Raw genomic sequence first — 14,897 nt, forward strand, 5'->3', positions numbered from 1 at the left:
CGCGAAACCGGCCAAATTTCCTGCTTTTGCCGTCATGGCCGGGCTTGTCCCGGCCATCCACGTCTTGCATGAAGTAGTAGGGATTCGTGGATGCCCGGGACAAGCCCGGGCATGACGACGGAACGACGGGATAAAGCATGAGACTGCCGCGCGAGATCGGACCCATCCACTTCGTCGGGATCGGCGGGATCGGCATGAGCGGCATCGCCGAGGTGCTGGTCAATCTCGGCTATGCCGTGCAGGGCTCGGACGCCTCGGACAATTACAATCTCGACCGTCTGCGCAAGAAGGGCGCGAAGGTCTCGGTCGGCCACAGGAGCGAGAATGTCGACGGCGCCGAAGTCGTCGTGGTGTCCTCCGCGATCAAGCGCGACAATCCGGAGCTGATGGCCGCGCGCGAGCGGCGCATTCCCGTGGTGCGCCGCGCCGAGATGCTGGCCGAATTGATGCGGCTCAAGAGCTGCGTCGCGATCGCCGGCACGCATGGCAAGACCACCACGACCACGATGGTCGCAACGCTGCTGGATGCGGGCGGGCTCGATCCGACCGTGATCAATGGCGGCATCATCAACGCCTACGGCTCCAACGCGCGTCTCGGCGCCGGCGACTGGATGGTGGTGGAAGCCGACGAGAGCGACGGCACGTTTCTGAAGCTGCCGACGGATGTCGCGATCGTCACCAATGTCGACCCTGAGCATCTCGACCACTTCAAGACGTTTGATGCCGTGCAGGACGCATTCCGGCACTTCGTCGAGAACCTGCCGTTCTACGGCTTTGCCGTGATGTGCATCGATCATCCGGTGGTGCAGACCCTCGTCGGCAAGATCGAGGATCGCCGTATCATCACGTACGGCCAGAACCCGCAGGCCGATGTGCGGCTTCTCGACCTGACCCCGATGGGCGGCGGCTCGAAGTTCAAGGTCGCGTTCCACGATCGCAAGACGGGCGCCGTGCACGAGATCGCCGATCTCATGCTGCCGATGCCCGGTCGTCACAACGCCTCCAACGCGACGGCCGCGATCGCGGTCGCGCGCGAGCTCGGCGTCCCTGACGATGCGATCCGCAAGGCAATCGCCGGCTTCGGCGGCGTCAAGCGCCGCTTCACCAAGACAGGCGAGTGGAACGGCATCACCGTGATCGACGATTACGGCCATCACCCCGTCGAAATCGCAGCGGTGCTCAAAGCGGCACGCGAATCCACCAACGGCAGGATCATCGCCGTGGTGCAGCCGCATCGCTACACCCGCCTGCAATCGCTGTTCGAGGAATTTTGCACCTGCTTCAACGACGCGGATGCGGTCGTCGTCGCCGACGTCTATGCCGCGGGCGAGAGCCCGATCGACGGCATCGACCGCGATCATTTCGTCGCGGGCCTGCGCGCGCACGGCCACCGCGAGGTGATCCCGCTGCCGGCGGCGCCGGAGCTTGCAGGCATCGTCAAGGGACTGGCGAAGTCCGGCGATCTCGTGGTGTGTCTGGGGGCCGGCAACATCACGCAATGGGCCTATGCGTTGCCGGACCAATTGAAGGCGTTGGGATGAAGGTCCTTTGGCTGCAGTTGCGAGATGTTCCGCTTGGTTTCGGCATTACAGCTCGGGATTGGCAAGACGCGATGCATCTCCTGGCCGAAGCGCGGAGAGTTCTGACGGGACAGCCAGACGAAGAATCAATAGTCGATAGCTCGACGGAAGTGCGAAGCATTGATGACCTTGACCAAAATCATGTTGCTCCAAATATTGGCGTGATGCTTCGTCGCGGCGTCTGGTTTCCAAACCTTCCGGACATCCAATGAGCTTCCCCGACATCACACCCGAGCTCAAAGCCGCGATGCCGGAGTTGCGCGGCCGGCTGCTCGCGAACCAGTCGCTGGCCGAGCTGACCTGGTTTCGCGTCGGCGGGCCGGCGCAGGTGCTGTTCACGCCGGCGGATGAGGACGATCTCGCCTACTTCCTCGCGCATCTGGCCAAGGACATCCCGGTCTATGTCGTCGGCGTCGGCTCCAACCTGATCGTGCGTGATGGCGGCATTGCGGGCGCGGTGATCCGCCTCGCACCGCGCGCGTTCGGCGAGGCTGCCGCGAGTGGCGACATCGTCACCGCCGGCGCGGCTGCGCTCGACAAGCGCGTCGCGGAGGTTGCGGCTGGCGCCAATATCGGCGGGCTCGAATTCTATTTCGGCATACCCGGCACGATCGGCGGCGCGCTGCGCATGAATGCCGGTGCCAATGGCGGCGAGACCAAGGACGTGCTGATCGAGGCGCGCGGCGTCGGGCGCGACGGCACCACGCACGTCTTCTCCAACGCGGACATGAAATTCGTCTATCGCAACAGCGGCGTCGACCCCTCCATCATCTTCACGTCCGCGCGCTTTCGCGGCGAGATCAGGGATGCCGAGGCCATCCGCGCGCGGATGGCGGAGGTGCAGTCCCACCGCGAGACCGCGCAGCCGATCCGCGAGAAGACCGGCGGCTCGACCTTCAAGAATCCGCCCGGCCATTCCGCCTGGAAGCTGGTGGATGCCGCCGGTTGCCGTGGCTTGCGCGTCGGGGGCGCGCAGGTCTCGCAGATGCACTGCAATTTCCTGATCAATACGGGCGATGCCACCGCGCACGACATCGAGACGCTGGGCGAGACCGTGCGTGAACGCGTGAAGGCGAATTCCGGAATTGAGCTGCACTGGGAAATCAAGCGGATCGGGATTTCATGATCACCGTCATTCCGGGGCTCGCGAAGCGAGAGCCCGGAATCCATCGGGCCGCAGATTCGGTGGAGAAATGGATTCCGGGTTCGCGACTTCGTCGCGCCCCGGAATGACGAATTGGAGAAATTGCGGACCATGAACATGCGCATCACCATCCTCTTCGGCGGCTCCAACCGCGAGCGTCTGGTTTCAGTGGCTTCAGCCCAGGCGCTGCATCAGGCATTGCCCGAGGCCGATCTGTGGTGGTGGGATGTCGAGGACAAGGTGCATGTCGTGCAGTCCAAGCAACTGCTCGAGCATACCCGTCCATTCGAAGACGAGTTCAAGCCGGGCACGCGCGGAATTCCGCTGCCACAGGCGCTCGACAAAGCCAAGGCCGAAGACCGCGTCCTCGTGCTGAGCTTGCACGGCGGAGCTGCGGAGAACGGCGAATTGCAGGTGATGTGTGAGACGCGCGGCGTTCCCTTCACTGGCTCCGGCTCAGCCTCCTCGCATCTCGCCTTCGACAAGATCGCGGCCAAACGTTTTGCCGCGCTTGGCGGTGTGACGCCGCCGGCAAACATCGCGCTCGACAACATCGACGACGCCTTCGCCGAGTATGGCAGGCTGATCGCAAAGCCGGCGCGTGACGGCTCGAGCTACGGCCTGATCTTCGTCAACGCCAGGCAGGATCTCGTTGCCGTCCGCAACGCGGCCAAGCACGAGGAGTACGTGATCGAGCCCTACATCGCCGGCGTCGAGGCGACCTGCGGTGTGCTCGAGCGCACCGATGGGTCGATCATCTCGCTGCCGCCGATCGAGATCATTCCGGGCGAGGGCAGTTTCGACTACGCCGCAAAATATCTGCTGTCGACGACCCAGGAGATCTGCCCGGGCCGCTTCACCCCGGAGGTGACCGCCGCGCTCAAGACGCAGGCCATGCTGGCGCACCGCGCGATGTCCTGCACCGGTTATTCCCGCTCCGACTTCATCGTCTCGGACAAGGGGCTGGTCTATCTCGAAACCAACACGCTGCCCGGGCTGACCAAATCCTCGCTCTACCCCAAGGCGCTGAAGGCCGAGGGCATCGCATTTGTCGACTTCCTCCGTGGCCTGATCGAGCTCGCCGAGCGGGGCGTGCGGAAATAGTTAGGATTGGTTAACGGCCAGACGGGCGAAAGCGCCCGGTTTGGCGGCCAAAACCGGTAAAATGCCGGACATCGTGGCGCAACTGCCTCACTCGCCTGGGCAAAAAGCATCCCGCGTTAACGAATTTTACCTTTTGTTTACCAGGACATCCGAAGGTTAACGCTGGCGGCGCATATGGCGTTTTGGCTGCCGGCGCGTGAACCGTTTGGGAAGGATCCGATCGGCGAACGTTTTGAAGGGGAGCGGTTTCTTCTGCCGAAGACCAGTACCCGGCCCGGCACGTCCGAGACGTCATGTTCGCCAGGGCCCGCGCAGTGTTGCGGGCAAACTGTTGACGAGCTCGTGCAATGGATGGAGCAGGAAGCCTCACCCGGTCGTTTTTGAGATCGCTGAGGCCCCAAGCTGACCTGAAGGCGGCCGCTATCGGAGCGGTCGTGCTTCTGCGCGAGTGGGTGCAGGATAAGCGCCAGCAACGGCTTCACCAGAAGCGGGTCACCGCCAAGCAGAAAATCAAGGCCAAGGCCGTCGTCGAACGCGAGCCGCCGCCGCGTCTGATCGCGCTGGTCGAGCGCTATCTGCCGCGCCGGGTCGGGATCAGCATGACCGCGCTGCTGCTGATCGGCAGCTGCGGCCTCGGCATCGTCAAGGGCGGCCATCTCCATGATTTCATCACCGCCGTCAGCGACGCGCGCAACGCCATGGCCAATTCGGCCGGCTTCCGCATCACCTCGGTCGTGATCAACGGTCGCAAGCAGCTCAGCCAGGACGAGATCCTCGCGATCGGCGGCGTCAGCGGCCGCTCCTCGCTGCTGTTCCTCGATGCCGACGACGTCCGCGACAAGCTCAAGGCCAATCCCTGGATTGCGGACGCGACCGTGCTCAAGCTCTATCCGGGCCAGCTGATGATCGAGATCACCGAGCGCAAGGCGTTCGCGCTGTGGCAGGAGGCCGGCCGGCTCTCCGTCATCGCCGACGACGGCGCGCTGCTCGAACCCTATGTGTCGCGCCGGTTCCTGTCGCTGCCGCTGGTGGTCGGCAAGGGCGCCGACACCCAGGCCCGCGACTTCCTGGCGCTGCTCGCACGCTATCCGCAGGTCAACTCGGTCACCAAGGCCGCGATCTATGTCGGCGAGCGCCGCTGGAACCTGAGGCTGAAGGACGGCCTCGACGTCCGCCTGCCCGAGCAGGATGTCGGCAACGCGCTCGCCGCGCTGTCCAAGCTCGACAAGGATGACCGGTTGTTCTCGAAGGACATCGTCGCCATCGACATGCGCCTGCCCGATCGTCTGGTGGTGCAGCTGTCCGACGACGCCGCCAAGGCGCGCGAGGATCTGTTCAAGGAGAAGAAGAAAAAGAAGGCCGGGGACGCCGCATGACCGGTCTTGATCGCACCCAGACGCCGAAGACGCGCCCGATGCCGCACAAGCGCGGTGGCCTCGTCGCCTGCCTCGACATCGGCACCAGCAAGATCGCCTGCATGATCGCCCGCCTGAAGCCGTCGGCGCCGAGCGAAGCCCTGCAAGGCCGTACCCATGCGGTGGAGCTGATCGGTTACAGCCAGATCCAGTCGCGCGGCATGAAGGCCGGCGCGGTGGTCGATCTCGGCGAATGCGAGCAGGCGGTCCGCCAGGCCGTCGGGCTTGCCGAGAAAATGGCCAAGGTGCGGGTCGAGTCCGTGCTGCTGTCGGTCTCCGGTGGCCGGCTCTCCGGCCAGCTCGTCGAAGCTGCCGCCGATATCCGCGGCGGCGCGGTGACGCCGGCCGATGTCAGCCGCGTCACCTCCACCGGCATGCGCCACGCCACCGGCGAGGGCCGCACCGTGCTGCACGCGCTGCCGGTCGGCTACACGCTCGACGGCGTCAAGGGCATCCGCGATCCCCGCGGCATGGTTGCCCATCAATTCGGTGTCGACATGAACGTCGTCACCTGCGACGCCACGGTGGCGCGAAACCTGATGCTGGCGGTGGAACGCTGCCATCTCAACGTCGAAGCCATGGCGGCGAGCCCCTATGTGGCCGGCCTGTCGGTGCTCACCGACGACGAGGCCGATCTCGGCGCCGCCGTCGTCGAGATGGGGGCGGGCACCACCACCATCGCGGTCTATTCGGGAGGCCGCTTCGTGCACGCGGCCGGTTTTGCGGTCGGCGGGCAACACATCACGATGGATCTTGCGCGCGGACTCTCGGCGACCATTGCCGATGCCGAGCGAATCAAGACGTTATACGGCACCGTCATCACCGGCGGATCGGACTCGCGTGAGCTGATGTCTGTACCGACAGCCGGTGACGACCAGGATCTGCCGCAGATCGTTTCGCGCGCCACCATCGCCAACATCGTCAAGCACCGTGCCGAGGAAGTCTTCGAAATGGTTCGGGACAAGTTGAAGGATTCGCCGTTCGCCGCCGAGCCCAAGGGCCGTGTCGTGCTCTCCGGCGGCGCCTCGCAGCTCACCGGCCTCGTCGAGCTCGGAACGCAGATTCTCGGCCGGCCCGTGCGGGTCGGGCGTCCGCTCGGTTTCGGCCGCTTGCCCAACGAGGCGAAGAACGCCGCGTTCGCGGTGCCGGCCGGTCTTCTCGTCTACCCGCAATATGTCCACCAGGAACATGTCGAACCGCGGCATACGCGGCAGCAGGTCAGGACAGGGACGGGCGGTTATTTCGGAAAGGTCGGACGATGGCTACGCGAGGGCTTTTGATGACCGCTTTCCGCAAATGTCTGATTTCACCAACTCCCGCGGCCGCAGGCCGGGGCGAACCCACGCGCGCGTGATCGAGAGGCAAACATGACCATCAGCATCAATGTTCCTGATATTCACGAGTTGAAGCCCCGCATCACCGTGTTCGGCGTCGGTGGCGCCGGCGGCAACGCCGTCAACAACATGATCACGGCGGGCCTGCAGGGCGTCGACTTCGTGGTCGCCAACACCGATGCGCAGGCGCTGACGATGTCGAAGGCGCAGCGCATCGTGCAGATGGGCACCGCGGTGACGCAAGGGCTCGGCGCGGGTTCGCAGCCGAACGTCGGCGCCGCCGCCGCCGAAGAGGTCATCGACGAGCTGCGCGACCATCTCTCGGGCGCCAACATGGTGTTCGTCACCGCCGGCATGGGTGGCGGCACCGGCACCGGTGCTGCTCCCGTCATCGCCAAGACCGCGCGCGACATGGGCATCCTCACCGTCGGCGTCGTGACCAAGCCGTTCCACTTCGAGGGCGGCCGCCGCATGCGCACCGCCGAAGCCGGCATTGCCGAACTGCACAAGGTGGTCGACACGCTGCTCATCATCCCGAACCAGAACCTGTTCCGGGTCGCCAACGAAAAGACCACCTTCGCCGACGCCTTCGCGATGGCCGACCAGGTGCTCTACTCGGGCGTCGCCTGCATCACCGACCTGATGGTCAAGGAAGGCCTGATCAACCTCGACTTCGCCGACGTCAGGGCGGTGATGAGGGAAATGGGCAAGGCGATGATGGGAACGGGCGAAGCCTCCGGCGACAAGCGCGCGCTGACCGCTGCCGAAGCTGCGATCGCCAACCCGCTGATCGACGACAGTTCGATGAAGGGTGCCAAGGGCCTCCTGATCTCGATCACCGGCGGCAAGGACCTGACCCTGTTCGAGGTCGACGAAGCCGCGACCCGCATCCGCGAGGAAGTCGACCAGGACGCCAACATCATCGTCGGCGCCACCTTCGACGAAGCGCTCGATGGCCTGATCCGCGTCTCGGTCGTTGCCACCGGCATCGAGCAGGCCGCGATCGCCCGCAACAGCCAGGCCACCTCCGCTCCGGTCGCGAACGCCGCGCCGCAGCAGGTGCAGCAGGCTCCCGCGGCGCCAGCTGCTGCTGCGGAGAGCCGTCTCGCCGACCTGACCGCGCGCCTGCGCGCCGATAACCAGCGCCTGGCCGAGCGTGCCCAGAAGCTGGATGCGCAGATCCCGGCCGCCGCGCCTGTCGCGGCCGCGCCGGTCGCGCCGCGTCCGAACGTCGAGCGTGCTGCGCTCGCCGCCATCGCCGCCGCGGTTGCCGAGGTGCCGCAGGCCTCCGCGCCGCAGACCTACGGCGATGTGACCGTGCGCCCGATTGCGCAGAAGCCCACGCTGTTTCCGGAGCCCGAGCAGGCGCCGCTTGCCATGCAGGAGCCGATGACGCCGGAAACCTTCATCCCGCCGCAGGCCGAGCGTGCTCCGGCCCGTGCGCCGCGGATGCCGCGCCTCGATGAACTGCCGATGCCGGCCCAGGCCGAGCTTCGTCAGGCCCGCGGCGAGGTCGAGGACGAAACGCCGCAGAAGACCCGCCTGTCGCTGCTCCAGCGCCTCGCCAATGTCGGCCTCGGCCGTCGCGACGAGGAGACCGAGGCGCCGATCGCTGCCCGCGCGGCTGGTCCCGCCATGCCGGCGCTGCCCGATCGCAAGCCGCAGCGGACGGTGCAGCAGCAGATCGCAGCCAGCGAGCCGGTGTCGGAATATGCCCGCCGGCCCGCACCCCAGGGTCTGGACGCCCATGGCCGCCCGGCACCTGTTGCGCCGGCGCCACAGGGAGACGACCATCTTGATATCCCGGCCTTCCTGCGACGGCAGGCGACCTGAGAATTGTTACAATAAGGCGGACACAAAAAGGTCCCGGCGAGACGCTCGCCGGGACCTTTTCCGTGGTCCCGTAAATATCCGGGGTGCGCGCTCAAGCAACTGATTTTAAATCATTAATTACCTGTTCGGTGGTTCAGTAAAACCGCCGGTAACGGCCCCGGACCGAGGTGCAATTTGGTTAAGCCTTGGCGCGAATACGGCAGGTTTGGGGTAACAATCGGTAAAAAAGCGTGAGTTGGCGCTCTTTGAGGCAGTGACTATGGTTTGCCGTGACTTGGGGATACGGAGATTCGAGCGGTCGATCTCGATCGATCAGTTGGGTCTAGTATAAGTCGCAGTGGGTCGTAGTGGGGCGGGTTCCTGATGAAATTTAGCCGGCAAACAACGCTTCGTGCGCAAGCCACCGTGGCCGGCGTCGGCGTTCATTCCGGTCTTCCCGTCACTCTCACGCTTGGGCCTGCACCAGTCGATGCGGGTCTTATTTTTGTCCGCACCGGGCTTGAGGGAAGTGACCGCGAGATTCAGGCGTCCGCCGAGCATGTGGTGGCTACCGATTTTGCGACTGTCCTCGGTGATCGCAATGGTCCGTTGATCTCCACCGCCGAGCATGTGCTTGCTGCGCTGCGGGGCATGGGTGTCGACAACGCCATCATCGAAGTCGATGGTCCCGAAGTGCCGATTATGGACGGCAGCGCCGCGGCCTTCATCGCCGCGATCGATCAGGCGGGCATTGTGAACCAGCCGGCGCAGCGCCGCTTTATCCAGGTTTTGAAGCCGATCGCGGTCAAGATGGGCGACTCCTTCGGTGAGATCCGCCCCTACGCGAGCGGTTTCCGCGCCGAGGTCGAGATCGACTTCACCAATCCCGTGATCGGCCAGCAGAGCTATGGCTTCGACGTCAACCCGGAACGTTTCCGCCGCGAAGTCGCTCGCGCCCGGACCTTCGGTCTGATGGGCGATGTCGCCAAGCTCTGGAGCGCTGGCTATGCGCTCGGCGCTTCTTTTGAAAATACCGTCGTGTTCGACGACGAGCGGCTGCTCAACACCGAGGGCCTGCGTTATGCCGACGAATGCGCCCGCCACAAGGTGCTCGACGCGATCGGCGATCTTGCGCTCGCCGGCCTGCCGCTGCTCGGCGCTTACCGCTCGGTGCGTGGTGGCCACAAGCTCAACCATGCCGTCCTGACCGCACTGCTCGCCGACCGCACCGCCTGGCGGGTGATCGAAGGCGAGGCAGCTCGCCGCACGGCGCGCCCTGTGGTCGAAGTTGGAAGCGGCATCGTCGGCGGCCGGATCGCCGCGGCCTACGGGCCGGACGTGTCCTGAGCGCCAGCCGCAGCAGGCCATCAAGCCACGAATTCTCCGGGAAACTCCTGGTAACCATGATCCCCTAGGATTGCGGCAAGTTCGCCTTAATCCGGGCGGAATGCCTGCCTATCCGGTAGGTTAACGATCGATTTTCGGTTACACCGGCGTGGTCGCATGGCAGGCACCACGGTCACATTTCGCGCCCATGACGGGGATCTTGGGCCTGCGGACACCGCATCACAGGGCGTCAGGTCTTAAATCTATGTCGGCACAGCGTATGACGCGCGGATATCTCTCGATTTCATCTCAAGCCCGCAGGCTGCTTCAGGCGGCAAGCCTGTTCCTGCTCGCCGTGCCGCTGGCTGGCTGCGGCACCGGCTCTCTCTGGGACAAGTTCACCAACAAGGACGACACCTTCGTCGAGGAGCCCGCCGACAAGATCTACAATGAGGGCCTGTACCTCATGAACGAAAAGAAGGACATGAAGGCGGCGAACAAGAAGTTCGAAGAGGTCGACCGCCAGCATCCTTATTCCGACTGGGCGCGCAAATCGCTGCTGATGTCGGCCTACGCGTCTTACCAGGGCGGCGACTATGACAGCTGCATCGGTGCTGCGACCCGCTACGTCACCCTGCATCCCGGCAGCCCGGACGCCGCTTATGCGCAATATTTGATAGCCGCCTCGCACTACGACCAGATCCCGGACATCAATCGCGACCAGGGCCGCACCGAGAAGGCGATCGCTTCGCTGGAAGAGGTGGTGCGCAAATATCCGACGTCCGAATATGCGACCTCCGCCAAGGCCAAGATCGAGGGCGCCCGCGATCAGCTCGCCGGCAAGGAAATGTCCGTCGGGCGCTACTACATGCAGAAGCGCGACTACACGGCCGCGATCAACCGCTACAAGGCCGTGGTGACGCAATACCAGACCACCCGCCACGTCGAGGAGGCGCTTTACCGCCTCACCGAGGCTTATATGTCGATCGGCATCGTCGGCGAGGCCCAGACCGCCGCCGCCGTGCTCGGCCACAATTTTCCTGACAGCCGCTGGTACAAGGACGCCTATAATCTTGTAAAATCCGGCGGTCTCGAGCCGAGCGAGAATCAGGGGTCCTGGATCAGCCAGACCTTCAAGAAGATAGGCCTCTAGGTCTCGGCGAGGAAATCTGGTTCCATGCTGGCGCGTCTGTCGATCCGTGACATCGTCCTGATCGAACGGCTCGATATCGAATTCGCCACCGGGCTTGCGGTTTTGACCGGCGAGACCGGTGCGGGCAAATCCATCCTGCTCGATGCCTTTGCACTGGCTCTCGGCGGCCGCGGTGACGCCGGCCTCGTGCGCCACGGCGCGGAGCAGGGGCAGGTCACCGCCGTCTTCGATATCCCCAAGAATCACCCCGCAGCAAAGATCCTCGCCGAGAACGGTCTCGACGATACCGGCGAGATGATCCTGCGCCGGGTCCAGCTCTCCGACGGGCGCACCCGCGCCTTCATCAACGACCAGTCGATCAGCGTGCAGACGTTGAAGGCAGTCGGCGCCGCGCTGGTCGAGATCCACGGCCAGCATGACGAGCGCGCGCTGGTCGATGCCGCCACCCATCGTCGCCTGCTCGATGCCTTCTCCGGCCTCGAAAAGGACGTAGCCGGCGTGGAAGCGCTCTGGGACGCGCGCCGTACCGCCAACACCGAGCTCGAAGAGCACCGCGCCGGCATGGAGCGTGCCGCGCGCGAGGCCGATTATCTGCGCCATGCCTCCGACGAGCTGAAGCAGCTTGCACCGAAGGACGGCGAGGAAACCTCGCTTGCCAATCGCCGTACCACCATGATGCAGGGCGAGAAGATCGCCTCCGACCTGCGCGAGGCGCAGGAGGTCGTCGGCGGCCACAATTCGCCCGTTTCGGCCTTGGCCGCCGCCGTGCGCAGGCTGGAGCGTCGCGGCGTCAACTCGCCGGCGCTGGTCGAGCCCGCCGTGAAGGCGATCGATGTCGCGATCAATGCCCTGGAGGAGGCTGACCAGCATCTCCTGGCGGCGCTCGCCGCAACCGATTTCGATCCGGCCGAGCTGGAGCGCATCGAGGAGAGGTTGTTCGCGCTGCGCGCCGCCTCGCGCAAATATTCGACGCCGGTCGATGGCCTCGCCGCGCTCGCGGCCAAATATGCCGCGGACGTCGTGCTGATCGATGCCGGCGCCTCGCGTCTGAAAAAGCTGGAGCAGGCCGCGATCGAGGCAGATAGCCGCTATGCGGCTGCTGCGAAAAAGCTCTCCGCGGCGCGGCAGAAATCGGCCGAGAAGCTCAACAAGGCCGTCAACGCCGAGCTTGCGCCGCTCAAGCTCGAACGCGCGAAATTCATCACCCAGGTCACGACCGACGAGGCCGCGCCCGGACCGCAGGGATTTGATCGCGTTGAGTTCTGGGTGCAGACCAATCCGGGCACCAAGCCAGGTCCGATGATGAAGGTCGCCTCCGGCGGCGAGCTCTCGCGCTTCCTGCTGGCGCTCAAGGTCGTGCTGTCCGACCGCGGCTCCGCGCCGACGCTCGTGTTCGACGAGATCGATACCGGCGTCGGTGGCGCGGTCGCGGACGCGATCGGCGCTCGGCTGGCCCGGCTTGCCGGGAAGGTGCAAGTGATGGCCGTGACCCACGCCCCGCAAGTTGCCGCTCGCGCCGACCAGCATCTGCTGATCTCCAAGGATGCGCTGGACAAGGGCAAGCGTGTCGCCACCCGCGTCAACGCGCTCGCCGCCGACCACCGCCGCGAAGAAATCGCCCGCATGCTCGCCGGCGCCGAGATCACGGCCGAGGCACGGGCGGCAGCGGACCGGCTGCTCAAGGCGGCGACGGCCTAGTTTTCGTGTCCCGGACGCGCGTAGCGCGAGCCGGGACCCAGAATGCCGCCTCTAGATGGGCCCCGGCTCTGCAGCGCACCGCTTCGCGCTGCGCAGCGTCCGGAGCATGAGATTTCCACACGCCTTTACCGTCATACCCGCTCCGTCGTATTCAACCACCATGGCAAGAGCAGCAAAATCCAAACCGCTTCGTGATGTTGCCGAGCTCACCAAGGCCCAGGCCAAGGTCGAGCACATGCGGCTGTCGCTCGAGATCGAGGGGCACAACGAGCGCTATTATCAGGACGACGCGCCCACCGTCACCGACGCCGAGTACGACGCCCTGCGCCATCGCCTCGATGCGATCGAAAAGCGCTTTCCTGAATTCGTCAGCGGAGACTCGCCCTCACAGAGGGTCGGCGCTGCGCCGTCAGGCCGCTTCAAGAAGGTGCGGCATTCCGTTCCGATGCTGTCGCTCGACAACGCCTTCGCCGACGAGGACGTGCGCGACTTCGTCGGCCGGATCGTGCGCTTCCTGAAGCTCGATGACGACAAGATCAACTTCTCAGCCGAACCGAAGATCGATGGTCTCTCGATGTCGCTGCGCTATGAAGGCGGCGAGCTCGTCACTGCGGCGACGCGTGGCGACGGCGCAGAGGGCGAGGATGTCACGGCGAATATCCGCACACTCGAAGACGTGCCGCAGAAGCTGAAGGGCCGCAACGTCCCTGAGATCTGCGAGGTGCGCGGCGAGGTCTATATGACCAAGAGGGCCTTTCTCGCGCTGAACGAGCGGCAGAAGGCGGCGGGCGATACCATCTTCGCCAATCCGCGCAATTCGGCGGCAGGCTCCTTGCGGCAGAAGGACCCGAGCATCACCGCCTCGCGTCCGCTCGGCTTCTTTGCCTATGCCTGGGGCGAAATGAGCGCGATGCCGGAAGAGACGCAGACCGGCATGATCCACTGGTTCGAGCGCTGTGGCTTCAAGACCAATCCGCTGACAAAACTCTGCCACTCCGTCGAGGAGCTGATCGCCTTCCACCAGAGCATCGAGGAGGAGCGCGCCGAGCTCGACTACGATATCGACGGCGTCGTCTACAAGGTCGACCGCATCGACTGGCAGGAGCGGCTCGGCTTCGTCTCGCGCACGCCGCGCTGGGGCATCGCGCACAAATTCCCGGCCGAGCGCGCCATGACGGTGCTGCGCGACATCGAGATCCAGGTCGGCCGCACCGGCTCGTTCACGCCGGTCGGCAAGCTCGAACCGGTCGGGGTCGGCGGCGTGATCGTGCAAAACGTCACGCTGCACAACGAGGATTACATCAAGGGCATCGGCAACAAGGGCGAGGTGCTGCGCGAGGGCCGCGATATCAGGATCGGCGACACCGTCGTGGTCCAGCGCGCCGGCGACGTGATTCCGCAGATCGTCGACGTCGTCCTCGACAAACGGCCGAAGAGCGCCAGGGAATTTCACTTCCCCAAGAAGTGCCCGTGTCCGCTGCACACCGACGTCGTGCGCGGCGAGACGGCCGCCGGCGAAGAGGAATCCCGCGCCCGTTGCACCGGCGAGTTTGCCTGCCCTTATCAGAAGATCGAGCACCTCAAGCTGTTCGTGTCGCGGCGCGCCTTCGACATCGACGGTCTCGGCGAGAAGCAGCTCCAGTATTTCTTCGATGAGGGATGGGTCAAGGAGCCCGCCGACATCTTCACGCTGGAGAAGCGCAATTCGAAGCTCAAGCTCGAGGAGATCGAGGGCTACGGTGCGACCTCGGTGCGCAACCTGTTCAGGGCCATCGAGAGCCGGCGCAGAATCGCGCTGGAGCGCTTCGTCTATGCGCTCGGCATGCGCCATGTCGGCGAGACCACGGCGCTGGCACTGGCGCGCGGCTACGGCTCCTGGGACGCTTTCCACGATGCCTGCCTCAAGGTCGCCAAAGGCGACGAAGAGGCGATCGCCGAGATGGACGCACTGGACCAGATCGGCGACACCGTGATCAAGAGCATCGCCGACTATTTCGGCGAGAGCCACAATCGCGGCATCGTCGAGCGGCTGACCAAGGAGGTCGAGATCGTCGACGCCGAGAAGCCGAAGAGCAACTCGGCGGTCGCCGGCAAGACGGTGGTATTCACCGGCTCGCTGGAAAAGATGACCCGTGACGAGGCCAAGGCGACGGCGGAACGCTTAGGTGCCAAGGTCTCGGGATCGGTGTCGAAGAAGACCGATCTCGTCGTCGCCGGTCCCGGTGCGGGCTCGAAGCTCGCAGACGCCAACAAGCACGGCGTCAAGGTGCTGACCGAGGACGAGTGGTTGGCGCTGATCGGGGAGTGAGGTCTCTCTCCGTCATTGCGAGG

The 14,897-nt window shown here is 65.0% G+C and carries 11 protein-coding genes; all 11 read left to right on the plus strand.

The window, feature by feature from the left end:
* Positions 1–137 precede the first annotated feature (137 nt).
* Positions 138–1,541 (plus strand): UDP-N-acetylmuramate--L-alanine ligase, encoded by a 1,404-nt coding sequence (gene murC, locus JQ621_RS12225; RefSeq protein ID WP_212234944.1) that lies wholly within the window; start codon positions 138–140, stop codon positions 1,539–1,541.
* Positions 1,538–1,792 (plus strand): hypothetical protein, encoded by a 255-nt coding sequence (locus tag JQ621_RS12230; protein ID WP_212234945.1) that lies wholly within the window; start codon positions 1,538–1,540, stop codon positions 1,790–1,792. The genes murC and JQ621_RS12230 overlap by 4 nt, the downstream gene beginning before the upstream one ends.
* On the plus strand, positions 1,789–2,706 hold the full coding sequence (gene murB / locus JQ621_RS12235; RefSeq protein WP_212234946.1) for a UDP-N-acetylmuramate dehydrogenase: 918 nt from the start codon (positions 1,789–1,791) through the stop codon (positions 2,704–2,706). Before JQ621_RS12230 ends, murB begins: the two co-directional genes overlap by 4 nt.
* A 135-nt stretch (positions 2,707–2,841) precedes the next feature.
* Complete coding sequence (locus tag JQ621_RS12240; protein ID WP_212235029.1) at positions 2,842–3,828, plus strand: D-alanine--D-alanine ligase family protein; 987 nt, start codon at positions 2,842–2,844, stop codon at positions 3,826–3,828.
* A 347-nt stretch (positions 3,829–4,175) separates the two neighbouring features.
* Positions 4,176–5,204, plus strand: coding sequence for a cell division protein FtsQ/DivIB (locus JQ621_RS12245; protein ID WP_212234947.1), 1,029 nt, complete (start codon positions 4,176–4,178; stop codon positions 5,202–5,204).
* On the plus strand, positions 5,201–6,523 hold the full coding sequence (gene ftsA / locus JQ621_RS12250) for a cell division protein FtsA (RefSeq protein ID WP_212234948.1): 1,323 nt from the start codon (positions 5,201–5,203) through the stop codon (positions 6,521–6,523). Before JQ621_RS12245 ends, ftsA begins: the two co-directional genes overlap by 4 nt.
* Before the next feature lie 87 nt (positions 6,524–6,610).
* Positions 6,611–8,410 carry a cell division protein FtsZ gene (gene ftsZ, locus JQ621_RS12255; protein WP_212234949.1) on the plus strand — a complete coding sequence of 600 codons (1,800 nt, stop codon included), beginning with the start codon at positions 6,611–6,613 and terminating at the stop codon, positions 8,408–8,410.
* A 363-nt stretch (positions 8,411–8,773) separates the two neighbouring features.
* A complete protein-coding gene (gene lpxC, locus JQ621_RS12260) occupies positions 8,774–9,736 on the plus strand; it encodes a UDP-3-O-acyl-N-acetylglucosamine deacetylase (protein WP_212234950.1) in 963 nt (320 codons plus the stop codon).
* A 244-nt stretch (positions 9,737–9,980) separates the two neighbouring features.
* The gene (locus JQ621_RS12265) at positions 9,981–10,868 is read left to right on the plus strand and encodes an outer membrane protein assembly factor BamD (protein WP_212234951.1); all 888 of its coding nucleotides are present in this window, start codon (positions 9,981–9,983) and stop codon (positions 10,866–10,868) included.
* Between the two features lie 24 nt (positions 10,869–10,892).
* Positions 10,893–12,566 carry a DNA repair protein RecN gene (gene recN / locus JQ621_RS12270; protein WP_212234952.1) on the plus strand — a complete coding sequence of 558 codons (1,674 nt, stop codon included), beginning with the start codon at positions 10,893–10,895 and terminating at the stop codon, positions 12,564–12,566.
* A 160-nt stretch (positions 12,567–12,726) separates the two neighbouring features.
* Positions 12,727–14,874, plus strand: a complete 2,148-nt coding sequence (gene ligA / locus JQ621_RS12275) for an NAD-dependent DNA ligase LigA (protein WP_212234953.1) — start codon at positions 12,727–12,729, stop codon at positions 14,872–14,874.
* Positions 14,875–14,897: the final 23 nt, after the last annotated feature.

Source organism: Bradyrhizobium manausense (assembly GCF_018129685.1).
Taxonomy (GTDB): Bacteria; Pseudomonadota; Alphaproteobacteria; order Rhizobiales; family Xanthobacteraceae; genus Bradyrhizobium; species Bradyrhizobium manausense_D.